This is a genomic window from Variovorax sp. GW823-FHT04B03 (assembly GCF_058796495.1).
The window spans coordinates 412,747-437,638 of the sequence record NZ_JBXAIT010000006.1 but is presented as its reverse complement, the minus strand read 5'-3'; the positions used below and the strand labels follow the sequence as shown (position 1 = coordinate 437,638).

Here is a 24,892-nt window from a genome sequence, read left to right as displayed (position 1 = left end):
AGAGCGGTCACGCTAAAGTGGTAGCCATGAGCGCGGTCGCCAAACCTCCGTCCCCCACGCCGAAACCGAGTCCGGCGGCGCTGAACGCGGCCGCCGCGAGTTTTGCCGCGCTGACGGCCCGCCTCGACTACCTCAGCCCCGAAGACACCGAGCTGGTTCGCCGGGCCTACCGCTTCGCCGACGAGGCCCACCTCGGGCAGTTGCGCAACAGCGGCGAGCCGTACATCACCCACCCCATCGCCGTGGCGGCGCAGTGCGCCGAATGGAAGCTCGACGCCCAGGCGCTCATGGCCGCGCTGCTGCACGACGCCATCGAGGATTGCGGGGTCACCAAGCCGGAACTCATCGAGCGCTTCGGCGCCCCGGTTGCCGAGCTGGTCGACGGGCTCACCAAGCTCGACAAGCTGCAGTTCAACACGCGCGAAGAAAACCAGGCCGAGTCCTTCCGCAAGATGCTGCTGGCCATGGCGCGCGACGTGCGCGTCATCCTGGTCAAGCTGGCCGACCGCACGCACAACATGCGCACGCTGGCCGATGCGCCGCGCGAGAAGTGGGCCCGCATCTCGCGCGAAACGCTGGAGATCTACGCCCCCATCGCGCACCGACTGGGCCTGAACCAGACCTACCGCGAACTGCAGGACCTGTCGTTCCGCCACCTCAAGCCCTGGCGCTACGCCACGCTGGCCAAGGCCGTCGCCAAGGCGCGCGGACGACGACGCGACCTGATCCAGAAGGTGCAGAAAGAGGTCGAGACGGCCTTCTCCGCCGCCGGCATGACGCTGCGCATCGCGGGCCGCGAGAAAACGCTCTATTCCATCTACCGCAAGATGGAAGAAAAACACCTGAGCTTCGCGCAGGTCACCGACATCTACGGCTTCCGGCTCATCGTGCCGAACGTGATCGCCTGCTACACCGGCCTGGGCATCCTGCACCAGATGTACAAGCCGCTGCCGGGCAAGTTCAAGGACCACATCGCGATCGCCAAGCTCAACGGCTACCAGTCGCTGCACACCACGCTGGTGGGCCCTGCGGGCGTGAGCGTGGAGTTCCAGCTGCGCACCGAGGCCATGCACGTCGTGGCCGAATCGGGCGTGGCAGCGCACTGGCTCTACAAGGCTGCCGAGCCCAATGCCGCGAGCAACGACCGGCTGGGCACCAAGTGGCTGCAGTCGCTGCTCGACATCCAGGATGAGACACGCGACGCCGCCGAGTTCTGGGACCACGTCAAGGTCGACCTGTTCCCCGACGCCGTCTACGTCTTCACGCCCAAGAGCCAGATCATGGCGCTGCCGCGCGGCGCCACGGTGGTCGACTTCGCGTACGCCATCCACAGCAACATCGGCGACCACACCTCGGCCGCGCGCATCAACGGCGACCAGGTCCCGCTGCGCACCGAGCTGAAGAACGGCGACGTGGTCGAAGTGATCACCGCCCCCGTGTCCACGCCCAATCCCGCGTGGCTGGGCTTCGTGCGCACCGGCCGGGCACGCTCCAAGATCCGCCACTACCTGAAGACGCTGGCGCATGCCGAGTCCGAAGGCCTGGGCGAGAAGCTGCTGGCGCAGGCGCTGCGCGCCGAAGGCCTGGGCAAGCTGCCCGAGGAAGACGACGAACACCAGGCGCTGTGGGAAAAGCTGCTGCGCTTCACCGGCAACCGCACCCGCGCCGAGCTGCTGACCGACATCGGCCTGGGCAAGCGCATCGCGAGCATCGTCGCCAAGCGGCTCATGGCGCTGCTGGCCGAGATCGGCGAGCGCCCCGACGCCCTGCTGCTCAGCCGCGAGCGCTTCACCTCGCACGAGGCGGTGTCGCAAGGCGCCGTCACGCTCGACGGCAGCGAGAACTCTTCCGTGCGCTTTGCGCAGTGCTGCCGACCCATTCCCGGTGACCAGATCGTCGGCTATCTCGGACACGGCGAAGGGCTGGTGGTGCACACCGACGACTGCGGCGTGGGCCAGCGCCTGCGCAACAAGGACAGCGAACGCTTCTTCGCCGTCGAATGGGCCGACGAGCCCACGCGTGCCTTCGAGACCGGCGTGGTCATCACCGTGCGCAACGACAAGGGCGTGCTGGCCCGCGTGGCGGCCACCCTGGCCGACGCCGAGGCCGACATCACGCACGTGGAAATGGCCGACGAGACCCCGCAGGATTCGACCGACCTGCGCTTCGTGATCGCGGTGCGCGACCGCACGCACCTCGATGCCGTGCTGCGCGCCGCGCGCCGGACCGCGTCGGTGCTGACCGCGGCGCGGACGATTCCGGCGCCCTGAGCTCGCTCGCCCGTCAGTTCGCCGGCGTGCGCGGCGCCGGATAGCTCACCGACAGAATCTCCACCTCGTGCGCCCCGCCGGGCGTCACGAGCTTCACCACGTCGCCTTCGCGCGCTTTCAGCAGCGCACGCGCGATCGGTGAAATCCAGCTGACCTCCGACTTGGCGCTCTCGGCCTCGTCGATGCCGAGGATCGTGACGCTGCGCTCCTCGCCGGTTTCGTCGGCGTAGCGGACCGTGGCGCCGAAGAAGACCTGGTCGCGGCCATGGTGCACCGACGGATCGGTGATCTCCGCGATCTCGAGCCGCTTGCCGAGGAAACGGATGCGCCGGTCGATCTCGCGCAGGCGCTTCTTGCCGTAGAGGTAGTCGCCGTTCTCGGAGCGGTCACCGTTCTTCGCGGCCCAGTGCACGGCCTCGACGACCTTGGGGCGCTCCTCGTCCATCAGCTGCAGCAGTTCGTCGCGCAGGCGCGCGTAGCCCTCGGGCGTGATGTAGTTCTTGCTGCCCGCCGGCAGCGCGGGTGCGGCGCCGCCTGCGCCGTCATCGTCGTCGTCCGCATCGGCGTCCGACTCCTTGGTGAATGCCTTGTTCAATGCAGAGCCCTTCAAATCGGAAATACTGGGCGCCCTTGCCGCGCCCTACAAGCCGGTGAGTTTGCCGCAACCGCAATGCCCAGGAGACAGGAGCCCCCGTGATCGCCACCGGACATTTCCCATACCGTCGCCATGTCTCGGCGGGGCTTCATTTGTACGCTCTCGCGGTCCTTGCTGCCGCACTGGGCTTTCTTCCCGTGGACACCCACGCCAGGACGCAGACCTGCTTCGTCGTGAGCATCCACAGCGGCGACACCCTCACCGCCCGCTGCGGCGACGCGGCCAGCGCCAGTGCGTGGCGCCGCGTGCGCCTGCAGGGCATCGAGGCGCCAAAGCCGGGGCAGCCCTTCGCCGAGCAGGCCCGACAGAAGATGCACGACATGGTCCGCCTGAAGCCAGCGAACGTCGACTGCGACGCGTCCACATCCCATGCCCGCGAGCGCATCTGCCGCGTGATGGTGACGCCGGACTCGGCACCCAACGGCCCGAGGACGCTCGACGCAGGCTTGGCATTGCTGACCGTCGGATTGGCGCGCTGGCAGCCCGCACAGGCGCAACGCCTGTCGCCCCAGGAGCGCGGGCAGTATGAATTCGCGGAGGAAGAAGCCAGGGCCAAGCGGGCCGGCCTCTGGAAGGACGTGCGACCGGCGCGTCCTTGATGCGGGCACGGTGCAATGACCGGCCAAAGAAAAAGGGTTAGCTCGAAAAACGAGCTAACCCTTGAAGAGTGGTGCGGCTGGCAGGAATTGAACCCACGACCCCTTGGTTCGTAGCCAAGTACTCTATCCAACTGAGCTACAGCCGCACAGCTTTCGATTATAGCGTGTTTTTTCGCCCGTCCCAACCTTTGTGATCGAAAGCTGAAAATACGGACAACGGCCGCCCGCAATGGGGCTTGTTGCAACGCATCCGGCCCGCGCCGCTCCAAAGTGACCCTTCCGACCCGGTACACTCCGCCCCGCCCGGAATAAGCCTGGGCCGCCGTAGGCAACACGGCGCCATACCATCCAAGGAATACTGAATGAACCGCATCGAACTGGTCGAGAAGATCGCCACCACCCACAACCTGAGCAAGGCCGAGGCCGCACGCGTCCTCGAAACGATCACCAGCAGCGTCGTCGCTGCCGTGAAGAAGGGCGATTCGGTCCAGCTGGTCGGCTTCGGTACTTTCAAGCAAGTCGCACGCGCTGCACGCTCGGGCTTCAACCCCCAGGCCGGCACCAAGATCAAGATCGCCGCCACCAAGGTGCCGAAGTTCGTCGCCGGCGCTGCCTTCAAGGCCGCCATCGACCCCAAGGCCGCCAAGCGCAAGGCTGAAAAGGCCGCTGCTGCACCCGCTGCCAAGAAGGCCGCCGCTCCGAAGAAGGCCGCCGTCACCAAGGCTGCTGTCACGAAGGCAGTCGTCGCCAAGGCTCCCGCCAAGAAGGCCGTCGCCAAGAAGAAGTAAGACGCATGGTGCGACGCTGCGCAGGCCCGGCCTGGCAGCTGTCCGTATCGACGTCAAAAAGCCGCCCTCGGGCGGCTTTTTTGTGGGCGCTTGCCGCGCAGCGAATGCGGGCAGCAAAACCCTCTGTGCGAGGGCCCCAAACGAAAATAGCCTGGAAGAGAAACTCTTCCAGGCTATTCGAGAGATGGTGCGGCTGGCAGGAATTGAACCCACGACCCCTTGGTTCGTAGCCAAGTACTCTATCCAACTGAGCTACAGCCGCGCAGCCTTGAATTCTACCCCGCCGAAAGCGCTGTTCCGGCGAGGCCTTCAAAAAAGCTTCACGGCCTTGTGATGCGACGGCCTCAGGCCACCTGTTCGCCGCCCTCCTGCGCCTTGCGCCCCATCAACCTTGCGGCCACGCGCTTCACCAGCAGGTAGAACAGCGGCACGAAGAAGATGCCCAGTGCCGTCGCCGCGAGCACGCCGCCGAACACGCCGGTGCCGATCGCGACCTGGCTGCCCGAGCCCGCGCCGGTGGCCACGGCCAGCGGGATCACGCCCGCCAGGAAGGCCAGAGAGGTCATCAGGATCGGCCGCAGCCGCAGGCGCGCGCCTTCGGCCACCGCTTCGAGCAGCGGCACGCCACGGCGCAGCGCGGCCTCCGCGAACTCGATGATCAGGATCGCGTTCTTGGCCGACAGCCCGATGGTCGCGAGCAGGCCGACCTGGAAGTAGATGTCGTTCGACAGCCCGCGCAGCGCTGCCGCGATCACCGCGCCGAGCACGCCCAGCGGAATCACCAGCATCACCGACACCGGCACCGACCAGCTCTCGTACAGCGCCGCCAGGCACAGGAAGACCACGAGGATCGACAGCGCGAACAGCAGCGGCGCCTGCCCGCCCGACAGCCGCTCCTGGTACGACAGGCCGCTCCAGGCCTGGCCCGTGCCGCTCTGCTTCTTCGCGAGGGTCTCGATGGCCGCCATGGCCGTGCCCGAGCTGGTGCCCTGCGCGGCCGCGCCCTGGATCTGCACCGCGGGCAGGCCGTTGTAGCGCTCGAGCTGCGACGCGCCCTGCGACCAGCGCGTGGTGGCGAAGGCCGAGAACGGCGTCATCGCGCCCGTGCTGCCGCGCACGAACCACTGGCCGATGTCGTCCGGCGCCGAGCGGTACGGTGCATCAGCCTGCACGTACACGCGCTTCACGCGGCCGCGGTCGATGAAGTCGTTGACGTAGCTGCCGCCCCAGGCAATGCCCAGCGTGGTGTTCACGTCGTCCAGCGACAGCCGCAGGGCCGAGGCCTTCAGCTGGTCGATGTCGACCTGCAGCTGCGGCGTGCCCGCCACGCTGTTGGCGCGCACCGACTGCAGGCGCGGGTCCTTGTTGGCCTCGCGCACCAGTTTTTCGCGTGCCTGCAACAGCCGCTCGGCGCCCATGCCCGAGGTGTCCTGCAGCCAGAACTCGAAGCCGTTCGATTCGCCCAGCCCTTCGATGGGCGGCGGCACCATGCCGAAGACCTCGGCGTCGCGCTGCTGCTTGGCCAGCGCCTTGCCGGCACGCTCGACGATGGCGTGCGCACGCTTGTCGGCGCTGGCGCGTTCGGACCAGTCCTTCAGCGAGACAAACGCCATGCCCATGTTCTGCCCCGAGCCGCTGTAGCTCCAGCCGGTGAGCGTGAAGATGGTGTCGGTCGTGTCCTTCTCGGTCTCGAGAAAATGCTTTTCGATGGCGCGGTTCACTTCGTCGGTGCGGCCCGAGGTGGCGCCGGCCGGCAGCGTCGCGATCACCATCACGCTGCCCTGGTCCTCTTCCGGCAGGAAGCCGCCGGGCAGGCTCAGGTACAGCAGGCCCATGCCGGCCACGATGGCGACGTACACGGCCGTGAAGCGCAGCGGCTTGCGCAGGATGCGGCCCAGCACGCCCACGTAGCGACCCTGCGCGGCGTCGAAGCGGCGGTTGAAGGCGCCCAGGAAGCCGCGCGTGCGCGGCGGCACACCGGCCTTCAGGAAGCGCGCGCACAGCGCCGGGATGAGCACGATGGCCACCACCACCGACAGCACCATCGACGCGATGATGGTCACCGAGAACTGCCGGTAGATCACGCCCACCGAGCCGCCGAAGAAGGCCATGGGCAGGAACACCGCCGATACCACCACCGCGATGCCGACCAGCGCGCCGGTGATCTCCTTCATCGATTTGATCGTGGCGGCCTTCGCATCGAGCCCCTCTTCGTGCATGACGCGCTCGACGTTCTCCACCACCACGATGGCGTCGTCCACCAGCAGGCCGATGGCCAGCACCATGCCGAACAGCGTGAGCACGTTGATCGAATAGCCGAAGGCCGCCAGCACGCCGAAGGTGCCCAGCAGCACCACCGGCACGGTGATCGCGGGGATCACCGTGGCGCGCCAGTTCTGCAGGAAGAGGAACATCACGACCACCACCAGCGCGATGGCCTCCAGCAGCGTCCGGATGACCGACTGGATCGAGATCTTGACGAAGCGGGTCGTGTCTTCCGCGTAGGCCACGCGCAGGCCCGCAGGCAGCGAGCGCTCGAGCTCGGCGATGCGCGCCTTCACCGCGCGGGCGGTGGTCAGCGCGTTGGCGCCGGGCGCCAGCATCACGGCCGAGCCCGCGGCCGGGTGCCCGTTCAGGCGTGTGGTCTCGGCATACGACTCGCTGCCGATCTCCACGCGCGCCACGTCGCCCAGCCGCACCACGGCGCCGTCGGCCTGCGTCTTGAGCACGATGGCCTTGAACTGGTCGGGCGTCTGCAGCCGCGACATCGCGGTGACAGTGGCGTTCAGGTGCTGCGTCGGCGCCGACGGCCGCGCGCCGATCTCGCCCACCGACACCTGCGTGTTCTGCGCGGTGATGGCGGCCGTGACGTCGGACGGCATCAGCTGGTAGCTGGCCAACCGGTGCGGGTCGAGCCAGATGCGCATGGCGTACGCCGCGCCGAAGGCCTGCACCGAGCCCACGCCGTCGACGCGGCTGATCGGGTCGCGCAGGTTGCTGGCCATCCAGTCGGCGATGTCGGTGTCGGTGCGCTGGCCGGTCTCGTCGTAGAGCGCCACGATCAGCAGGAAGTTGTTCTGCGACTTCGCGACCGTCACGCCCTGCTGCTGCACCGCCTGCGGCAGCCGGCTGGTGGCCTGGCTGACCTTGTTCTGCACCTGCACCTGCGCGGTGTCGGGGTCGATGCCCTGGCGGAAGGTGACGTTGATCTCGGCCCAGCCGGCGGCGCTGCTGGTCGACTTGAAATACATCAGGCCGTCGATGCCCTTGAGCTGCTGCTCGAGCACCTGCGTGACGCTGTTTTCCACCGCCTGCGCCGAGGCGCCGGGGTAGTTGGCCGACACGACCACGGTCGGCGGCGCGATGTCCGGGTACTGCGACACCGGCAGCGTGCGAATGGCCACGCCGCCGGCCAGCATGATGAGGATGGCAATGACCCAGGCGAAGACGGGCCGCTGGATGAAGAAATGAGCGATCACGGGAGGTTGCGATTTCTCGTCAATCGGCCGGGGAAGGCGCGGCGGCGGACGATGCGCCCGCCGTGGACACCGGCACCGGCTTCACTTTTTCGCCGGGGCGCGCGCGCTGCAGGCCGTCGACCACCAGGCGGTCGCCCTCGCGCAGGCCCCGGGTCACGACCCAGTGCTCGCCCTCGGTGCTGCGCACTTCGAGCGCGCGCAGCTCGACCTTGTTGTCGGCCGCCACCACCAGCGCGGTCGGCTCGCCCTTCTCGTTGCGGGCCACGCCGCGCTGCGGCGCCAGGATGGCCTGGCGCTCCACGCCAGACTCGACCTGCGCGCGCACGTACATGCCGGGCAGCAGCAGCCCTTGCGGGTTCGGGAATTCCGCGCGCAACGTGACCGAGCCGGTGGCCTCGTCGACGGCCACTTCAGAGAACTTCAGCGTGCCGGCATGCGGGTAAGGCAGGCCGTCTTCCATGCGCAGGCGGACCTGGGTGCTGGCGGGCGCCATGTCGCCCGAGATGAAGCGACGCTTGAGCTTCGTCAGTTCCAGGCTCGACTGCACCACGTCGACATAGATCGGGTCGAGCCGCTGGATCGTGGCCAGCGCCATCGCCTGGCCCGGCGCCACGAGCGCGCCTTCAGTCACGGCGGAGCGGCCGATGCGTCCCGCGATGGGCGCGGTGATGCGCGTGAAGTCGAGGTTGATGCGCGCCGCCTTCACGGCCGCCTGCGCGGCCGTCACGCCGGCTTGCGCCTGCACCAGCGTCGCCTGCGCCTCTTCGTGTTCCTGCCTGCTCACGGCATTGGCCTTGACCAGTTCGCCAAAGCGATCGGCCTTGCCGCGCAGGCTGGCGATGGTGGCCTGCGAGGTGGCCAGCGTGGCCTGCGCCTGCTCGTGCGCGGCCTCGAACGGGCCGGGCTCGATCTCGTACAGCACCTGGCCCGCGCGGACCATGCCGCCCTCTTCGAACAGCCGCTTGCGCACGATGCCGTTGACCTGTGGCCTCACCTCGGAGACGCGGTAGGCGGCCGTGCGGCCCGCGAGCTCGGTGTGCACAGCCACGTCGCTGGCGTGCAGCGCCACCACGCCGACTTCGGGCGGCGCGTCATCGGTGGTGGAAGCCTGCTTGGCGCCGCATGCAGCGAGCGCGAGCAGGGACATCGGAAGCAGGAGCTTGAAAAGCGGGGTCATGGCCATCGGGAATCGCAGTGCGGCGTGCGCAGGGATCACCCGGCTCGTTACATTTGCACTCAAATGGTGCATTCTGCCTTCGATGTTGCATTGCAACCTGAAGGAATCCTGTGTTTGCCGTAGGTGAAATCGGCGGCGGCCGGGAGCCTCACCTGCCCACGACACCGACAAAGAAAAAGGCCGCGCAATGCGGCCTTCGTCGGGGTGTCTACAGAGGGGGAATGTGTGGTGGTAGGCCGTGAGTGGCTTGAACACTCGACCAACGGATTATGAGTCCGCTGCTCTAACCAACTGAGCTAACGGCCCACGCGGGCCCGATTCTATGCGCCGCGCGCGGCCGCTTACTTGCGGTGGCTCAGCGCGTTACTCACCAGCCGCGACGTGATGTCCACGATCTGGATCATGCGGTCGTACGGCATGCGCGTCGGGCCGATCACGCCCAGCGTACCCACCACCTGGCCGTCGACCTCGTAGTTGGCGCTGACGATGGACAGCTCCTCGAACGGCACGACCTGGCTTTCGCCGCCGATGAAGATGCGCACGCCCTCGGCCTTGCTCGACACGTCGAGCAGCCGCATCAGCTGCGCCTTCTCCTCGAAGAGGTCGAACGCGCGCCGCAGCTGCCCCATGTCGCTGGAAAAATCGGTCACCGACAGCAGGTTGCGCTCGCCCGAAATCACGACGTCATCGGCCTGCGCATCGGTGAGCACTTCGGAGCTGACCTGCACCGCGGCCTGCATCAGCGCGGCGATTTCACCGCGCAGCTTCTCGACCTCGGACTGCAGCCGGTCGCGCACCTGCTCGATCGTCAGGCCCGCGAAATGCGCGTTGATGTAGTTCGAGGCTTCCACCAGCTGCGACTGCGAGTAGTCGGACTCGGGGAAGATCACGCGGTTCTGCACGTCGCCATCGGGCGACACGATGATCACCAGCAGCCGCCGCTCCGACAGGCGCAAGAATTCGATCTGCTTGAACACCGAGACGCGCCGCGGCGCCATCACGACGCCCACGAACTGCGACAGGTTCGACAGCAGGTGCGCGGCGTTGGCGATCACCTTCTGCGGCTGGTCGGCCGCCAGGCTCGGCGTGCTCATCTGCTCGCGCTGCGCGGTCAGCATGGTGTCGACGAAGAGCCGGTAGCCGCGCGTGGTCGGCACGCGTCCGGCCGAGGTGTGGGGGCTGGCGATGAGCCCCAGCGCCTCGAGGTCGGACATGACGTTGCGGATGGTCGCAGGCGAGAGATCCAGCCCTGCCGAACGCGAGAGCGTGCGCGATCCGACGGGTTGCCCATCGGCGATGTAACGCTCGACCAGCGTCTTCAACAGCAACTTGGCACGGTCGTCCAGCATTGCAAGATTTTAGTGTTGTAATTTGTGAGCTATGACCTCACGCTTTCGTCACGTCGCCCTGATCGGCAAATACCAGGCTTCCGGCGCCCGGGCGCAAGCCGATGCACGCGACGGCGTGATGGAAGGCATCGGCGCCTTCCTCGAATCGCAGGGTTGCACGGTGTTCGTGGAGCGTTCGTCCTGCGAGGACACCGACGCCCCGCCGCACCCGCGCTACCAGGCGCTGTCGGTCGAGGAAATCGGCCAGCGCTGCGACCTCGGCCTCGTGGTCGGCGGTGACGGCACCATGCTCGGCATCGGCCGGCAGCTCGCGTGCTACGGCATCCCGCTCATCGGCATCAACCGCGGGCGGCTCGGCTTCATCACCGACATCCCGCTGGACAACTACCAGGCCACGCTGATCCCGATGCTGGCCGGCGAATACGAAGAAGACCACCGCAGCCTGATGCATGCGCAGGTGCTCCGCGACGAGGCCGTGGTGTTCGACGCGCTCGCGATGAACGACGTGGTGGTCAACCGCGGCGCCACCTCGGGCATGGTCGAGATGCGCGTGTCGGTGGGCCGCCATTTCGTGGCCAACCAGCGCGCCGACGGGCTGATCATCGCCTCGCCCACGGGCTCGACGGCCTACGCGCTGTCGGCCGGCGGGCCGCTGCTGCATCCGGCGGTGCCGGGCTGGGTGATGGTGCCGATCGCGCCGCACACGCTGTCCAACCGCCCCGTGCTGCTGCCCGACGCCGACGAGATCGTGATCGAGCTGGTGAGCGGTCGCGACGCCAGCGCCAATTTCGACATGCAGTCGCTCGCCTCGCTCGCCATCGGCGACCGCGTGGTGGTGCGCCGCTCCGACTTCCGGGTGCGCTTCCTGCACCCGCGCGGCTGGAGCTACTTCGACACGCTGCGGAAAAAACTCCATTGGAACGAAGGGGGCTCCTGAATGAAGGACCACGCCCCCAGCTTGAGGACGAACTGAGATGGCTTTGCGACGCATCGCACTGCGCGACTTCGTGATCGTGCGGTCCCTTGAACTCGACCTGTCCGCCGGCTTCACGGTGCTGACCGGGGAAACCGGCGCCGGCAAGTCCATCCTGATCGACGCACTGCAGCTGGCGCTGGGCAACCGCGCCGACGCCGGCGCCGTGCGCGAAGGCGCCGAGCGGCTCGACGTGAGCGCCGAGTTCGACGCCGACCCGGCCTTGGCCGGCTGGCTCGACGAAGGCGGCTTCGAGGCGGGCGACGGCCTGCTGCTGCGCCGCACGGTCGACCTGCAGGGACGCAGCCGCGGCTGGATCAACGGCAGCCCCGCCACCGCCACGCAATTGCGCGAACTGGGCGACCGCCTGCTCGACATCCACGGCCAGCACGCCTGGCAGAGCCTGACCCGCCCCGAGGCCGTGCGCGGCCTGCTCGACGCCTACGCCGGCGCGCGCACCGACGCGCTCGACGCCGCCTGGCAGAGCTGGCGCCAGGCGCTCTCGGCGCTCGACCACGCACGCTCGGCGCAAGACTCGCTGCAGCGCGAGCGCGAGCGGCTGCAGTGGCAGATTTCCGAAGTCGCCAAGCTCGCGCCGGGCGCCGACGAGTGGGACGAGCTCTCGACCCACCATTCGCGCATCTCGAACGCGCAGGCCCTCATCGACGCCGCCCAGGGCGCGAGCCAGGCGCTCGAAGACGACGACAACGGCGCCCTCGCCGCCCTCACGCGCGCCGCGACGCTGCTGCAGAACTGCGAACACATCGAGCCTGAATTCCGCACGCTGGGCGAGGTGCTCGCCTCCTGCGTGGCGCAGGCCTCGGACGCGGCCCACTCGCTGCACGGCTACCTGCGCGACACCGACACCGATCCCAAGACCCTCGCCGAACTCGATGAACGCATGGGCCTGTGGATGTCGCTCGCGCGCCGCTACAAGCGCACGCCGGCCGAGCTGCCCGTGCTGCTGGCCGGCTGGCAGGCAGAGCTGCAGGCGCTCGATGCGCAAAGCGACCTCGAAGGTCTGGAGCGCGCCGAGCAGAACACGCAGCAGGCCTACATGAAGGAAGCCAAGGCCCTCGGCAAGATTCGCAAGCAGGCCGCGCCGCGCCTTGCGCAGGCCGTCACGCAGGCGATGCAGGGCCTGGGCATGCAGGGCGGGCGTTTCGACGTCGAACTGCAGCCGCTGGCACAGCCCGGCCGCGCCGGCCTCGAAGAAATTTCGTTCCTGGTGGCCGGCCACGCCGGCAGCACGCCGCGCGCCATCGGCAAGGTGGCCTCGGGCGGCGAGCTCTCTCGCATCGCGCTGGCCATCGCCGTGACGACCAGCGAACTGGGCGCCGCGCAGACGCTGATCTTCGACGAGGTCGATGCAGGCGTGGGCGGAGCGGTGGCCGAAACCGTCGGCCGCCTCATGAAGCAACTCGGCCGCGACCGCCAGGTGCTCGCCGTGACCCATCTTCCCCAGGTGGCAGCCTGTGCCGACCAGCACCTCGTGGTCGCCAAGCGCCAGACGACGGCGGCCGGCACGGACGGCCCGCGCACCGAAAGCGGCGTGTCGCGCCTGGCCGCCGACGACCGCGCCCGCGAAATCGCCCGCATGCTGGGCGGCGAAAAGGTGTCGGCCACCTCGCTGGCCCACGCGCGCGAAATGCTGGGCCACAAGACGCCGGCGACCGCCCCATGAACATGAATCTCGACCTCGTCCTCATCACCGGCATGTCGGGCTCCGGCAAGTCGGTGGCGCTGCACGCGCTGGAAGACGCTGGCTACTACTGCGTCGACAACCTGCCGCCCGAGCTGCTCACGGCCTTCATCGCGCTGCAGCACGAACAGCAGGCCACGCGCGTGGCGATCGCGATGGACGTGCGCAGCGGCGTGTCGCTGCCGATCGTGCCGCAGCAACTCGAGGCGCTGCGCGCCGACGGCGTCTCGCTGCGCTCGCTGTTCCTCGACGCGACCACTGACGCGCTGCTGCGTCGCTATTCGGAAACCCGCCGGCGCCACCCGCTCTCGCGCCAGGAAAGCCGCACCGATGTGCCCGAACAGCACCGCGTGCTGGTGCAAGCCATCGAACTCGAACGCGAACTGCTGGCCGACCTGCGCGATGGCGCCGACGTGATCGACACCAGCCTCATCCGCCCCGCGCAGCTGCAGAGCTACATCAAGGGGCTGATCTCGGCGCCGCAGAACGCGCTGACGCTGGTGTTCGAGTCGTTCGCCTTCAAGCGCGGCGTGCCGCTCGATGCCGACTACGTGTTCGACGTGCGCATGCTGCCCAACCCGCACTACGTGCCGGCGCTGCGTGCGCTGACGGGCCGCGACGAGCCGGTGATCGAATGGCTGCGCGAGCACGACGATGTGGCGCGCATGTTCGACGACATCGAGCAGTTCCTGACGCACTGGCTCGACGCACTGGCGCGCGACCACCGCAGCTACGTGACGGTGGCCATCGGCTGCACGGGCGGGCAGCACCGGTCGGTGTTCCTGGTCGAGCAACTGGCACGCGCCTTCGGTGCCCGCTGGGGCGCGCTCAAGCGCCACCGCGAACTCGACGCCTGACGGCGGCGAAGCCGGCCTACCGCCGGGAGCCGTTCAGGCCTCGGCGGTTTCCAGCAGCTTGCGCATCGGGGCAGGCAGCCCCAGCCGGCTCCACTCCTGCGCCTCGACCCAGCGCGCGCCCTCGCCTTGCGGCTGGACGCCCTGCAGCAGCACAGGGTGCAGGTGCAGGTCCTTGTGGGTCAGCACGTGCACGAAGGGCGGCAGTTCCTGCGTGTCGTGCGCCGCGCCCGACGGCAGGGCCGCGAGCAGGTCGTCGTGGCTGTCGAACACCGGCAGGCAATGCAGCCCCGCCCAGATGCCCTTGGCGGGCCGCTTCTCCAGCCACACGCGCCCTTGCGCGTCGCGCGCCAGCAGCACCCACAGCGACTGGGCGCTGCGCTTGAGCTTGCGCGTCTTCACCGGGTAGCGCTCGGGCGTGCCCTGGCGCAGGCCCACGCAGCTGGCGTTCACCGGGCAGATCATGCAGCTGGGCTTGCGCGGCAGGCAGACCGTGGCGCCCAGGTCCATCAGGCCCTGCGTGTAGTGCGCCACCGCCTCGCGCTGGCCGTCCGGCGGCAGCAGTTGCGTGGCGAGGTCCCACAGCGCGCGCTCCTGCGCCGCCGACGACATGTCGCCGTCGAAGCCGAGCACGCGCGTCAGCACGCGCTTCACGTTGCCGTCGAGGATGGCCACGCGCTCGCCGAAACAGAAGGCCGCGATGGCGGCCGCCGTCGAACGACCGATGCCGGGCAGGGTCACGAGTTCGGCGGCGGTGTGCGGAAAGGCGCCGCCGAAGCGCGCGACCACCTCCTGCGCGCAACGATGCATGTTGCGCGCGCGGCTGTAGTAGCCCAGCCCGCTCCACAGGCCGAACACCTCGTCCTCGGTGCCGGCGGCCAGCGCCGCCACGTCGGGAAAACGTTCGAGAAAGCGTGCGAAGTAGCCCAACACGGTCGTGACCTGGGTCTGCTGGAGCATCACTTCCGAGAGCCAGACGCGGTACGGATCGCGCGTGTTCTGCCACGGAAGCTCACTGCGCCCGTGGCTGCGCTGCCAGCGCACGATCTGTGCGGCGAAATCGGGAGGCAGCGACGGGGAAGTGGAAACAGCCGCCCGCGCGGCGGTGCGCTCAGGCCGCACGCAGTTGCTCGCCCGCGATGGCGGCGGCCGCGCCAGGCGGCTGGCTGCCGTGCTGCGCGATCAGCGAGGTGAACTCGTGCAGCCGCTCCTGCAGCGCGGCCAGGTGGCTTTCTTGCGCGGCGATCTCGGCCAGCCGGTCGTCGAGGCTGCCCGCGGCATTCTGGATGCGTTCGATCGCCTCGATGCGCTTGCTGAAATTGCGGCGGCGCTCCTTGAGCTGCGCATCGATCTGCGCGCTGGCGCCCTTGCTCCAGCGCTCGACCTCGGTCATGGCGGCTTCGTTGACAAGCCGCAACCGGCTGGCCAGCGCACGCACCAGCTTGTCGCAGAAGTCGGCCTGCGCGAGCTTGATCAGGTTGCCCACGCCCAGGTAGTGGATGTGGCTGCGCTCGATTTGGCCCAGCTCCTGCTCAAAGCCGCTCAGGTCGGGCTCGGCCGGCGCCTGCAGCGTGAAGCCCTGCTCGGCATTGAGCTGGCGGAAGGTGGCGTGCAGCATCGACTGGATCTCGGCCGTCGTCGCCTGCACTTCGCGCAGGTTGTTGCGCAGCGCATCGAAGGTTTCGCCGTACACCTTGCGCACGTTGAACTTGACGCCGGGGCGCTTGAGCGCCGCGGCCAGCTTGACCATGTCGGCCTTGAGCGCCGTGCGCCCGAGCACCGCGTACACCTCGCGCAGCAGCTTGCCCTGCACCGAGCGCAGCGCCAGGATGCGGGTGTTGCTGCCCTCGAATTCAGCGTGTTCCTGGTCGATGCGCGCGCGCATGTGGCGAATCACCGACACGTTCTTGCCGCGCAGGCCCTGCAGCTCCAGCGCCTGCTCCGACAGGTCGCGCTGGCGCACCTTCAGCAGGCGCTCGGCCTCGGTGCGCAGCGCGGTCATGCCGGCATCGACGGCGAGCCGCAGCATGGTCTCTCGCTTGCCGAGCACGCCTTCGCCGAGCAGCGCCTCGAGCGCCGGCAGCCGGCTGGCGTCGAGCAGGGCCGCGTCGTGACCGATCTTGGCCTGCAGGCCCTTCTGCGCGGACACCGGCAGCACCTGCGCCAGCGGCACTTCGAGCAGCCGGGCCGCGCCTTCGCGCTGGCGTTCGATCTGCTGCGCGATCTGCGTCGGGGTGCTCAGCGTGTCCCACAGCGTGTCGATCTTGTTGAGCACCACGAAGCGCGTGTCGTGGCTGTCGTCGCCGGTGATCAGGTGCTCGCGCCAGATGGACAGGTCGGAGCGGGTCACGCCGGTTTCGGCGCCCAGGATGAAGACAACGGCATGCGCCTGCGGGATCAGGCTCACGGTGAGTTCGGGCTCGGCGCCGATCGCGTTCAGGCCGGGCGTGTCGAGGATCACCAGCCCCTGCTCGAGCAGCGGGTGCGGCATGTTGAGCACCGCGTGGCGCCAGCGCGGAATCTCGACGCGGCCTTCGGCGTCCTGCACCGGGTTGTCGTCGGGCGTCTCGGGGTTCCAGAAGCCGAGCGCGCGGGCCTCGTCCTTGCTCACCCAGCGGACTTCGGCCACCTTGCCCATGGCCCGGGCCAGTTGCTCGGCGTCGCCCACCTCGATGGGCAATTCGGTCCAGCGCGTGGGCCGCTCGCGCCAGTGGGCGAGCGAATGCGGCTCCAGGCGGGTTTCGATGGGCAGCAGGCGCAGCTTGGGCGCCAGTGCGGCGTCGTAGCCCAGCTCGGTCGGGCACATCGTGGTGCGCCCGGCGCTGGCCGGCATGATCCGTCGCCCGTAGCCGGCGAAGAAGATCGCGTTGATCAGCTCCGACTTGCCGCGCGAGAACTCGGCCACGAAGGCCACCATGACCTTGCTGGTGCGGATCTGGTCTTCGAGGGCGCGCAGCCGTTCGGCCACGGCCTGGTCGAGCAGCTCGTTGTCGGTCAGCCAACGGGACAGCCACTGAAGGCGGCGGGCGAAGTTGCTCCGCCAGGCGCCATGCTGATCGAGCTGTTGGTTGAAAGAGCGGCTCAAGGGGAAGATGTAAGTAAGAATTTACAAATATAACATCGCCACATGGCGAACGGGGTACCGGCAGGAGTTTGCCCCGAAGCAGCCGCCATCGGGCGCACCGTCCCTAGGATTTCTGGCAATGAGGACAGTAATAAGTAGAGCGCTGCCCCTGTTTCAACAGCCGGATCGGCGTGCCGCACACCCGGCACGGCTCGCCCGCGCGGCCGTAGACGGTCGCTTCGAGCTGGAAATAGCCGCTCTGCCCATCCACGTTCGAGAAGTCGCGCAATGTGCTGCCGCCCTTCTCCACCGCCCGCGCCAGGATGTCGCGCACCGCCGCATGCAGCTTGGCCGCGCGCGGCCGGCTGATGCGCGCCGCCGACAGGGTCGGGCGGATGCCGGCCATGAACAGCGCCTCCGACGCGTAGATGTTGCCCACGCCCACCACCACGTCGCCCGCGAGCAGCACCTGCTTGATGGCCGTGCGGCGTTTCTTCAGCCCGGCATGGAAGGCGTCGAGGTCGAAGGCATCGCCCAGCGGCTCCATGCCCAGCCCGCCGAGCAGCTTGAGGGCCCAGGGCGCCTCTTCGTCGTCCACGTAGACCACGGCACCGAAGCGGCGCGGGTCGTTCAGCCGCAGCGTGCCAAGCTCGGTGACGAGGTCGAAGTGGTCGTGCACGCCGGGTTCGGGCAGATGGATGTCGAAACGCAGGCTGCCCGACATGCCCAGGTGCAGCAGCAGCAGCCCGCGGTCCAGGTCGATGAGCAGGTACTTGCCGCGGCGGCGCACCTCGCGCACGCGGCGCCCAACCAGCGCCTGCGGCACCACCATCAGCGCCCAGCGCAGCGGCTTGCCGATGCGCACGGACTCGATGCGCGCGCCGGCGATGCGGTCGGCAAAGCCGCGCCGGGTGACTTCGACTTCGGGTAGTTCAGGCATGAAAAGTAAAACTCCGGCAGCGACGAAGCCCCATGCGGCGCTCGTTCAAATGGCTGGATTATTATGGTCAGATGAACCCATCGCCCCGCCGTCACCGCCTTGCGGCGGCCGCGTCTCTCGTGCTGCTTGCCTACACAACGCACGCACAGTCTCTCGAACCCACCGCCGCCGGCAACCCGCCTCCCGCCATCGAGCGCACGGCACCGCCGAAGCCGCCGGTGCGCCCCCGGACGACCCCTGCGGCCGCCAAGCCGGCCGCCGAAGCCGCGCAGCCGTCGGCGCTGACCGCCGACCTGTTCTACGAAATCCTCATGGGCGAGATCACCGCCCGCTCGGGTGACCCCGGCTCCGGCTATTCGCTGGTGCTCGACGCCGCCCGGCGCCTGCGCGACGGCAAGCTGTTCCAGCGCGCGGTCGAAATCGCGCTGCAGTCGCGCTCCGGCGACGCCGCCATTTCCGCGGCACGCGCCTGGCAGGAAGCGCTGCCCAATTCGCGCGATGCCCGGCGCATCGAGTTGCAGATCCTGATCGCACTGAACCGCATCAGCGAAACCGTCGAACCGCTGCGCGCCGAAGTGGCCGCCACCTCGCAGATCGAACGGCCCCTGCTGATGGCGGTGATCGCGCGCACCTACGGCCGCGCCGCCGACAAGAAGCTGGCCGCCTCGGTGGTCGAACAGGCGCTGGTCGATGAACTCAAGAGCCCGACCACCGGCGGACTGGCCTGGGCCACCGTAGGCCGGCTGCGCCTGAACGCCGGCGACCCCTCGGGGGCGCTGGACGCCGCGCGCAAGGGGCAGGCCATCGATCCGTCGTCCGAGGCACCCTCGGCGCTGGCGCTCGAGCTCATCGACCCGGGCCAGCCGCTGGCCGAGCCGATCGTCACGCGCTACCTCGCCAACAACCCCAAGGCCTCGCCCGACCTGCGCATCGCCTATGCGCGCACGCTGGTCGAGAACCGCCGCTTCAGCGACGCCAGCACGCAGCTGCAGACCCTGACCGCCGCGCGCCCCGAGCTGGCGGAGCCCTGGCTGCTGCTCGGCAGCCTGCAGATGCAGGCCCGCCAGGAGGCGGCGGCCGAAACTTCGCTCAAGCGCTACGTCGACCTGATGACGGCACCAGGCCAGAGCCAGGACGCCGGTGACGTCGCCGACCGCAAGCGCGGGCTGACGCAGGCGTACCTCGTGCTGTCGCAGCTGGCGGAACGGCGCAAGGATTTCCAGGCGGCCGACCGCTGGATCACGCGCATCGACAGCACTGACAACCAGAGCGCCATCCAGGGCCGCCGCGCCAGCCTGCTCGCGAAGCAGGGCAAGCTGCCCCAGGCCCGCGAGCTGCTGCGCGCGCTGCCCGAGCGCACGGCGGAGGAGCGCAAGCAGAAACTGCTGGCCGAAACCCAGCTGCTGCGCGAAGCCAAGCAATACCAGGCCGCCTACGACCTGCTGGCTCAGGCCTCGGCCGCCGCGCCGGACGACGGCGACCTTGTCTACGACCAGGCCATGATGGCCGAGAAGCTCAATCGCCTGGACGACATGGAGCGGCTGCTGCGCCGCCTCATGACGCTCAAGCCCGAGAGCCAGAACGCGTACAACGCGCTGGGCTACTCCTTTGCCGATCGCAAGATCCGGCTCGACGAGGCCCGCACACTCATCCAGAAGGCCGTGCAGCTCGCGCCCGAAGACCCGTTCATCGCCGACAGCCTGGGCTGGGTCGAGTTCCGGCTCGGCAACACGGCGGAGGCGATCCGCATCCTCGAGGCGGCCTACAAGTCGCGGCCCGACCCCGAGATCGGCGCGCATTTCGGCGAAGTCCTGTGGTCGGTCGGCCAGAAGGACCGCGCGGTCGCGATCTGGAAAGAATCGCTGCTGACCGACGCCGAGAACGAGACGCTGCAGGAAACCCTCAAGCGCCTGCGCGTCAAACCCTGAATGGCATCGATCACGCACACGGCTCCCGCGCGGGGCGATGGGTCCTTCACCCGCCGCGCGGCGCTTGGCGCGGGCGGCGGCGCACTGCTGCTGTGGCTCTCGGGCTGCGCCCAGCTCTCGGGCGGCACCGCTGCCGCGCCCGGACGTTCGGCCAGCTGGAGCGGGCGCATGTCGCTGCGCATCGACAGCGAACCGGTCCAGACCTTTGCCGCACTGTTCGAGCTGCGCGGCTCGGCCGAAACCGGCGACCTGACGCTGACCACGCCCATCGGCAGCACGCTGGCCCAGTTGCACTGGGCGCCGGGTGAAGCCCTGCTGAAGAACGGCAGCGAGACCCGCCGCTACGACTCCGTCGACGCACTGATCGAAGCCGCCACCGGCGCCGCCATTCCGGTGGGCGCCCTGTTCGGCTGGCTCGACGGCCGCGCCGACCCCGTGCCCGGCTGGCGCGCCGACCTGGGCCAGCTGTCGAACGGCCGCCTGCAGGCCACCCGCGAATCCCCGGCACCTCGGGCCGACCTGCGCATCGTGTTCGAACGCTCATGAAGGCGATCTACGACCTTCCCGCGCCGGCCAAGCTGAATCTGTTCCTGCACATCACCGGGCGGCGCGACGACGGCTACCACCTGCTGCAGTCGGTCTTCATGCTGATCGACTGGTGCGACACGCTCCACGTCGAACTGCGCAACGATGGCCAGCTCAGCCGCGAAGACCTCACCACGCCGCTGCCGGCCGACGACCTCGTGCTGCGTGCTGCCCGTGCGCTGCAGACGCATGCCGCGCCCGGCCAGGGCGCGCACATCGGCATCGCCAAGCATGTGCCGGCGCAGGCGGGCATGGGCGGCGGGTCGTCGGATGCGGCCACTTGCCTGCTCGCGCTCAACCGCCTCTGGAACCTGAACCTGCCGCTGTCGCGTCTGGCGCAGATCGGGCTGAAGCTGGGTGCGGACGTGCCTTTCTTCCTCGGCGGACGCAACGCCTGGGTCGAAGGCATCGGCGAAGAAATCACACCGGTAAACTTGCCGCCGGCACGCTTCGTGGTGGCCAAGCCCCCCGAGGGACTTGATACCCGATTAATTTTTTCTGCGGATGATCTGGAACGGGCAACTCCTGTTGCTATAATCTCAGGCTTTGCTGCAGATAGCGAACAGCTAGAAGCCACAAACCTCGGCAACGGGGTTTACGACTTCGGTCACAACGACCTGCAGCCGGTTGCCCAACGGCTTTGCCCCGCAGTCACCGACGCCATCGAATGGCTCGGACTGCAAGGATTGAAGGCCCGGATGACCGGCTCCGGAAGTTCGGTGTTCGCGAAGATGCCGCAATTGCCGCAGGAAGCGGAACTGCTCGAAGCCCCCCGGGGATGGCAGGTTCGACAATGCGACAATCTGGCAGTTCATCCACTCTGGGGATGGGCAGCCTGAAGAGATAATCGGAACGCTCTGCGGTTCGATGCGACATATATCGGTGGGTGGTGCAAACCATCAACCTGTGTAGGGGAGTCGCCAAGCTGGTTAAGGCACTGGATTTTGATTCCAGCATGCAAAGGTTCGAATCCTTTCTCCCCTGCCAAATCTCTCAAACTGCGGCCTGATGGCCGCAGTGCTTCTTTTGCAGTCCACCGGCTGCAATAATCGGCGGCCCACACAGGCCGCCACGACTCGAAACCTTGGCGGCTTTCCCGCAAGCCCATTTGCACTGCCCGGACGCGCTCATGCAGGCCAATCACCCTGATTTCTTGGTTTTCACCGGCAACGCCAATCCCGGCCTTGCAGCGGAAATCGCGCACAACCTCGGCACCTCGCTGGGCGCCGCACGCGTCGGTCGCTTCTCCGACGGTGAAGTCACCGTCGAGATCAACCAGAACGTCCGTGCCCGCGACGTGTTCGTGGTGCAGTCGACCTGCGCGCCGACCAACGAAAACCTGATGGAACTGCTGATCATGGTCGACGCGCTCAAGCGCGCTTCGGCCGAGCGGATCAGCGCCGTGATTCCCTACTTCGGCTACGCCCGCCAGGACCGCCGCCCGCGCTCGAGCCGCGTGCCGATCTCGGCCAAGGTGGTGGCCAACCTGCTGGAAACCGTGGGCGTCGAACGCGTGCTCACCATGGACCTGCACGCTGACCAGATCCAGGGCTTCTTCGACATTCCGGTCGACAACATCTACGCCTCGCCCGTGCTGCTGGGCGACCTGCGCCAGAAGAACTACGAAGACCTGATCGTGGTCTCGCCCGACGTCGGCGGCGTGGTGCGTGCCCGTGCGCTGGCCAAGCAACTGAACTGCGACCTCGCCATCATCGACAAGCGCCGCCCGAAGGCCAACGTCAGCGAAGTCATGAACGTGATCGGCGAGATCGACGGCCGCAACTGCGTGATCATGGACGACATGATCGACACGGCCGGCACGCTGGTCAAAGCGGCCGAAGTGCTGAAGGAGCGCGGCGCCAAGAGCGTGTACGCCTACTGCACGCACCCGATCTTCTCGGGCCCGGCCATCGAACGCCTCTCCAAGGGCACGGCCCTGGACGAAGTGGTCGTCACCAACACCATCCCTCTTTCCGACGCGGCCGTCGCGTGCGGAAAGATCCGCCAGCTCTCCGTGGCACCGCTGATCGCCGAAACGATCCAGCGCATTGCCAAGGGCGAGTCGGTGATGAGTTTGTTCTCGGACCAGGACAACCTGTTCTGAGCTGAGAGCGAAAAAGCGGGCCTCCTACGGAGGCCTTTTTGAATCGGAGTCTCACTGGTCGCGGTGGACTCTCACAGGAGCTAGTTATGAAATTCGTCGCTTATGAGCGCGCAAAGCAGGGCACGGGTGCGAGCCGCCGTCTCCGCATCACGGGCAAGACCCCGGGCATCGTCTACGGTGGTGACACCCAGCCGCAACTGATCGAAATCGATCACAACGCGCTGTGGCACGCCCTGAAGAAGGAAGCCTTCCACTCGTCGATCCTCGAAATGGACCTCGCCGGCGCCGTCACCAAGGTGCTGCTGCGCGACGTGCAATACCACCCGTTCCGCCAGCTGGTGCAACACATCGACTTCCAACGCGTCGATGCCAAGACCCGCATGAACATGAAGGTGCCGCTTCACTTCAAGGGTGAAGAAGAGTCCGACGCCGTCAAGCTGGATCACAACCTCGTGAACCACGTGATGACCGAGCTGGAAATCAACTGCCTGCCCAGCGATCTGCCTGAATTCATCGAGATCGATCTCTCGGGCCTGAAGAAGAACGCCACGCTGCACGTCAACGACATCAAGCTGCCCAAGGGCGTGAAGTTCGTGAGCCACGGCAAGACCAACCCCGTCATCGTGTCGGCCGTGCCGCCGCTGGTCTCGGAAGAGCCCGCACCGGCCGCCGAAGGCGCTGCTGCCGAAGGCGCTGCTGCTGCCGCTGGCAAGCCCGCCGCCAAGACGGCCAAGAAGAAGTAATCCTCTTTCTTTCCGTCCGCGAACAGAAGGCCCGCCTCGTGCGGGCCTTTTGCTTTGTGGGGCGGCGAGATAATTCCCGCCATGATCAAGCTGTTTGTCGGCCTCGGAAACCCGGGCCCTGAGTACGAAGCCACGCGCCACAACGCCGGCTTCTGGTGGATCGACGCCCTCGCGCGCGACTGGAAGCTCAACCTCGTGCCCGAGCGCGGCTACCATGGCCTCGCGGCGCGCGCGAACATCGGCGGCCAGAGCATCTGGCTGCTGGAACCGCAGACCTTCATGAACCTGTCGGGCAAGTCGGTGGCCTCGCTGGCGCGCTTCTTCAAGATCGCCCCCGAGGAAATCCTCGTGGTGCACGACGAGCTCGACGTGGTGCCCGGCCAGGCCAAGCTCAAGTTCGGCGGCAGCCATGCGGGCCACAACGGCCTGCGCGACATCCACGCCCAGCTCGGCACCGGCGACTACTGGCGCCTGCGCCTGGGCATCGGCCATCCCGGCGTGAAGTCGGAGGTGGTCAACTGGGTGCTCAAGAAGCCGCTCAAGGAACAACGTGAAGCGATCGAAGACGCCATCGTGCGCACCTTGCATGCCGCCCCCGCGCTGGTGGCCGGCGAGATGGAAAAAGCCACGCTGATGATTCACACGAGCAAACCGCCGCGGCCCAAGCCGCCGAGGCGGGAGCCCGGCGACGGAGGCACAACGCCTGCCGCCACCTAGCCGGCCACGGGAGTGCAGGGAGGGAGAGCAAACAAGAAATGAGAAAAAGAAGAACGACGACAAAGAACAAGAAGACGGCTGGAACAGCGGCAATCGCTATATTTTCAATAGCACTGGCCGCCGCCTCCATGGGCGCTTCAGCCCAGACCTGGCGATGCGGCAACACCTACTCCGACCAGCCGTGCGAAGGCGGGCGGACCGTGAAGGTGGACGACCGGCGCAGCGATGCGGACCGCAAGGCGTCGGAAGACGCCACGCGCCGCAACGAGCACAGCGCGGGTCGGCTGGCACGCAACCGGGAGTCGCAGGAGCGGGAGGCGCTCGGCCGGCGCAGTCCCACGACCTTCGATGCCGGGCGCTTCGCCACGAACGCGCAACCACTCACGCCCGCCGAACAGGCCGCCCAGGCCCGTCAGCGCAAGCACACGGCCGAGCCCCGCCCGACGAGTGCGCGCTTCAACAGTCCTTCGACCGGCGACGAGGCGCCGAAGGACACAGGCAAGAAGAAAAAGAAGAAGAAACCCGGCTCAGAGGGCGCCGGCTGACGACGACGGCGAGGCGGCATCCGAAGCTGGCGCTGCCGCCTTGTCCGCCGTGAGGCGCACGTACTTCTGCATCAGCGTCTCGCGGGTCTCCACATGGTCCGGATTCACCGGGATGCAAGCCACCGGGCAGATCTGCACGCACTGCGGCTCGTCAAAGTGGCCGACGCACTCGGTGCACTTGTGCGGATCGATCTCGTAGAACTCGGCGCCCATGTAGATCGCATCGTTCGGGCACTCGGGCTCGCAGACATCGCAGTTGATGCATTCGTCGGTGATCATGAGGGCCATCCCCCGATTATCGGCGGACCGGGCGAAGGCCTCCCAGCAGACCCTGCGGAGCCCCCGCCGGCGTCAGGGCGGTCCGGCGAGGAGCGACAAAGTTCACAGCCAAGGCACGGTTGTTGCACCAGTCAGTTATGC

At 67.9% G+C, this 24,892-nt stretch carries 21 protein-coding genes and 4 tRNA genes; 14 read left to right on the top strand and 11 right to left on the bottom strand.

Annotation, left to right across the window (positions count from 1 at the left end; translation table 11 throughout):
- The first annotated feature begins 26 nt into the window (after positions 1 to 26).
- Complete coding sequence (locus tag AC1RAD_RS26015; RefSeq protein WP_095746649.1) at positions 27 to 2,270, top strand: RelA/SpoT family protein; 2,244 nt, start codon at positions 27 to 29, stop codon at positions 2,268 to 2,270.
- A gap of 13 nt (positions 2,271 to 2,283) precedes the next feature.
- On the opposite strand, the gene greB is transcribed toward AC1RAD_RS26015, so the two are convergent.
- Positions 2,284 to 2,865 carry a transcription elongation factor GreB gene (gene greB, locus AC1RAD_RS26010; protein WP_062476302.1) on the bottom strand — a complete coding sequence of 194 codons (582 nt, stop codon included), beginning with the start codon at positions 2,863 to 2,865 and terminating at the stop codon, positions 2,284 to 2,286.
- A gap of 98 nt (positions 2,866 to 2,963) precedes the next feature.
- On the opposite strand from greB, the gene AC1RAD_RS26005 reads away from it, so the two are divergent.
- Positions 2,964 to 3,524: a thermonuclease family protein gene (locus AC1RAD_RS26005; protein WP_307637499.1), complete on the top strand. Its 561-nt coding sequence runs from the start codon at positions 2,964 to 2,966 to the stop codon at positions 3,522 to 3,524.
- Between the two features lie 69 nt (positions 3,525 to 3,593).
- Here AC1RAD_RS26005 and AC1RAD_RS26000 read toward each other — a convergent pair.
- Positions 3,594 to 3,670: transfer RNA gene (locus AC1RAD_RS26000), tRNA-Arg, on the bottom strand.
- A gap of 216 nt (positions 3,671 to 3,886) precedes the next feature.
- Between AC1RAD_RS26000 and AC1RAD_RS25995 the strand changes: the two genes are divergently transcribed.
- Entirely contained in the window at positions 3,887 to 4,312 is a 426-nt protein-coding gene (locus AC1RAD_RS25995) for an HU family DNA-binding protein (RefSeq protein ID WP_062476298.1), read from the top strand.
- Positions 4,313 to 4,497: 185 nt separating this feature from the next.
- Here AC1RAD_RS25995 and AC1RAD_RS25990 read toward each other — a convergent pair.
- From AC1RAD_RS25990 to hrcA, 5 genes are all read right to left on the bottom strand, one after another.
- Positions 4,498 to 4,574: transfer RNA gene (locus AC1RAD_RS25990), tRNA-Arg, on the bottom strand.
- Between the two features lie 82 nt (positions 4,575 to 4,656).
- Positions 4,657 to 7,791 carry an efflux RND transporter permease subunit gene (locus AC1RAD_RS25985; RefSeq protein ID WP_139702656.1) on the bottom strand — a complete coding sequence of 1,045 codons (3,135 nt, stop codon included), beginning with the start codon at positions 7,789 to 7,791 and terminating at the stop codon, positions 4,657 to 4,659.
- Between the two features lie 19 nt (positions 7,792 to 7,810).
- Positions 7,811 to 8,968 (bottom strand): efflux RND transporter periplasmic adaptor subunit, encoded by a 1,158-nt coding sequence (locus AC1RAD_RS25980; protein ID WP_492737974.1) that lies wholly within the window; start codon positions 8,966 to 8,968, stop codon positions 7,811 to 7,813.
- A gap of 229 nt (positions 8,969 to 9,197) precedes the next feature.
- Positions 9,198 to 9,274, bottom strand: a tRNA-Ile gene (locus AC1RAD_RS25975).
- Between the two features lie 35 nt (positions 9,275 to 9,309).
- Positions 9,310 to 10,317, bottom strand: a complete 1,008-nt coding sequence (gene hrcA / locus AC1RAD_RS25970; RefSeq protein WP_062476292.1) for a heat-inducible transcriptional repressor HrcA — start codon at positions 10,315 to 10,317, stop codon at positions 9,310 to 9,312.
- A gap of 31 nt (positions 10,318 to 10,348) precedes the next feature.
- Between hrcA and AC1RAD_RS25965 the strand changes: the two genes are divergently transcribed.
- The 3 genes from AC1RAD_RS25965 to rapZ are packed head-to-tail and all read left to right on the top strand — an operon-like array spanning position 10,349 to position 13,849.
- Positions 10,349 to 11,254 (top strand): NAD kinase, encoded by a 906-nt coding sequence (locus AC1RAD_RS25965; protein ID WP_062476290.1) that lies wholly within the window; start codon positions 10,349 to 10,351, stop codon positions 11,252 to 11,254.
- 37 nt (positions 11,255 to 11,291) lie between these two features.
- Positions 11,292 to 12,974, top strand: coding sequence for a DNA repair protein RecN (gene recN, locus AC1RAD_RS25960; RefSeq protein WP_492737973.1), 1,683 nt, complete (start codon positions 11,292 to 11,294; stop codon positions 12,972 to 12,974).
- 2 nt (positions 12,975 to 12,976) lie between these two features.
- Complete coding sequence (gene rapZ / locus AC1RAD_RS25955; protein ID WP_062476353.1) at positions 12,977 to 13,849, top strand: RNase adapter RapZ; 873 nt, start codon at positions 12,977 to 12,979, stop codon at positions 13,847 to 13,849.
- Between the two features lie 33 nt (positions 13,850 to 13,882).
- On the opposite strand, the gene mutY is transcribed toward rapZ, so the two are convergent.
- The 3 genes from mutY to mutM form a co-directional block, all read right to left on the bottom strand.
- Complete coding sequence (gene mutY / locus AC1RAD_RS25950; protein WP_492738099.1) at positions 13,883 to 14,917, bottom strand: A/G-specific adenine glycosylase; 1,035 nt, start codon at positions 14,915 to 14,917, stop codon at positions 13,883 to 13,885.
- A 40-nt stretch (positions 14,918 to 14,957) separates the two neighbouring features.
- Positions 14,958 to 16,931 (bottom strand): dynamin family protein, encoded by a 1,974-nt coding sequence (locus AC1RAD_RS25945; protein WP_492737972.1) that lies wholly within the window; start codon positions 16,929 to 16,931, stop codon positions 14,958 to 14,960.
- A 103-nt stretch (positions 16,932 to 17,034) separates the two neighbouring features.
- Positions 17,035 to 17,850, bottom strand: a complete 816-nt coding sequence (mutM, locus tag AC1RAD_RS25940; protein WP_354342281.1) for a bifunctional DNA-formamidopyrimidine glycosylase/DNA-(apurinic or apyrimidinic site) lyase — start codon at positions 17,848 to 17,850, stop codon at positions 17,035 to 17,037.
- 71 nt (positions 17,851 to 17,921) lie between these two features.
- Here mutM and AC1RAD_RS25935 point away from each other — a divergent pair, with 71 nt between their 5' ends.
- From AC1RAD_RS25935 to AC1RAD_RS25900, 8 genes are all read left to right on the top strand, one after another.
- Positions 17,922 to 19,778, top strand: coding sequence for a tetratricopeptide repeat protein (locus AC1RAD_RS25935; RefSeq protein WP_369630042.1), 1,857 nt, complete (start codon positions 17,922 to 17,924; stop codon positions 19,776 to 19,778).
- Positions 19,779 to 20,324: a lipoprotein insertase outer membrane protein LolB gene (locus AC1RAD_RS25930; RefSeq protein ID WP_492737971.1), complete on the top strand. Its 546-nt coding sequence runs from the start codon at positions 19,779 to 19,781 to the stop codon at positions 20,322 to 20,324.
- The gene (gene ispE / locus AC1RAD_RS25925) at positions 20,321 to 21,202 is read left to right on the top strand and encodes a 4-(cytidine 5'-diphospho)-2-C-methyl-D-erythritol kinase (protein ID WP_492737969.1); all 882 of its coding nucleotides are present in this window, start codon (positions 20,321 to 20,323) and stop codon (positions 21,200 to 21,202) included. The genes AC1RAD_RS25930 and ispE overlap by 4 nt, the downstream gene beginning before the upstream one ends.
- Before the next feature lie 71 nt (positions 21,203 to 21,273).
- Positions 21,274 to 21,350: transfer RNA gene (locus AC1RAD_RS25920), tRNA-Gln, on the top strand.
- A gap of 142 nt (positions 21,351 to 21,492) precedes the next feature.
- Positions 21,493 to 22,467 carry a ribose-phosphate pyrophosphokinase gene (locus AC1RAD_RS25915; protein WP_062476346.1) on the top strand — a complete coding sequence of 325 codons (975 nt, stop codon included), beginning with the start codon at positions 21,493 to 21,495 and terminating at the stop codon, positions 22,465 to 22,467.
- 86 nt (positions 22,468 to 22,553) lie between these two features.
- Positions 22,554 to 23,210, top strand: a complete 657-nt coding sequence (locus AC1RAD_RS25910) for a 50S ribosomal protein L25/general stress protein Ctc (RefSeq protein ID WP_062476274.1) — start codon at positions 22,554 to 22,556, stop codon at positions 23,208 to 23,210.
- Between the two features lie 81 nt (positions 23,211 to 23,291).
- The gene (pth, locus tag AC1RAD_RS25905) at positions 23,292 to 23,927 is read left to right on the top strand and encodes an aminoacyl-tRNA hydrolase (RefSeq protein WP_101488766.1); all 636 of its coding nucleotides are present in this window, start codon (positions 23,292 to 23,294) and stop codon (positions 23,925 to 23,927) included.
- Positions 23,928 to 24,055: 128 nt separating this feature from the next.
- The gene (locus AC1RAD_RS25900) at positions 24,056 to 24,472 is read left to right on the top strand and encodes a hypothetical protein (protein ID WP_492737968.1); all 417 of its coding nucleotides are present in this window, start codon (positions 24,056 to 24,058) and stop codon (positions 24,470 to 24,472) included.
- On the opposite strand, the gene AC1RAD_RS25895 is transcribed toward AC1RAD_RS25900, so the two are convergent.
- The gene (locus AC1RAD_RS25895; protein WP_095949170.1) at positions 24,455 to 24,760 is read right to left on the bottom strand and encodes a YfhL family 4Fe-4S dicluster ferredoxin; all 306 of its coding nucleotides are present in this window, start codon (positions 24,758 to 24,760) and stop codon (positions 24,455 to 24,457) included. The genes AC1RAD_RS25900 and AC1RAD_RS25895 overlap by 18 nt on opposite strands.
- Between the last annotated feature and the right edge of the window lie 132 nt (positions 24,761 to 24,892).